This is a genomic window from Alcanivorax sp. 24 (assembly GCF_004360225.1).
In the GTDB taxonomy this organism is placed as follows: domain Bacteria; phylum Pseudomonadota; class Gammaproteobacteria; order Pseudomonadales; family Alcanivoracaceae; genus Alloalcanivorax; species Alloalcanivorax xiamenensis.
In genome coordinates, this window is the sequence record NZ_SNUA01000065.1 from 1 (window position 1) to 526 (window position 526).

Consider the following 526-nt stretch of genomic DNA (forward strand, 5'->3'; position numbering starts at 1 on the left):
ATCACGGATATTCTCTACATCATAGACAATCGGCTTTGCAGCATCACCAGGGCGCAAAAAGTAAGAGTGTAAAGAGTGAACAATACGCCCTTGTGGTAATGTTTCTTTTGCGGCAGATAGAGCTTGGCCCATTACTTGGCCACCGAATACAGCTCTAAATCCTAAATCTTGGCTTTGCCCGCGATCCAAGCCTTGCTCAATCTCTTCTAACGACATTAATGACAGTAGGTCATCTAATACTTGGCTCATTGATTTAGCCTCAATCACGACGAGCGTTTAATGATACTATATACTAATTGGAAGTAAATCTTTGTAAGAGCGCCTCATTATGGCTTATTGGCTTTTTAAAACCGAACCCGATGCATTTTCAATTGATGATCTAAAAGACGCACCTGAGCAAACCTCTATGTGGGATGGCGTGCGTAATTATCAAGCCCGCAACTTTCTGCGCGATGGTATCAAGCAAGGTGACTTGGTGATGATTTATCATTCAAGTTGCGAACAGGTGGGTGTTGCAGGTATCGCT

General features: G+C 43.2%; 2 protein-coding genes. One reads left to right on the plus strand and one right to left on the minus strand.

Annotation, left to right across the window (positions count from 1 at the left end; translation table 11 throughout):
- Positions 1-249 (minus strand): acyl-CoA thioesterase domain-containing protein (locus tag E0L37_RS21290; protein ID WP_205655678.1); only part of this gene is annotated, 249 nt, incomplete at its 3' end.
- A 79-nt stretch (positions 250-328) separates the two neighbouring features.
- Between E0L37_RS21290 and E0L37_RS21295 the strand changes: the two genes are divergently transcribed.
- A partial coding sequence (locus E0L37_RS21295) for an EVE domain-containing protein (protein ID WP_133493632.1) occupies positions 329-526 on the plus strand: 198 nt, incomplete at its 3' end.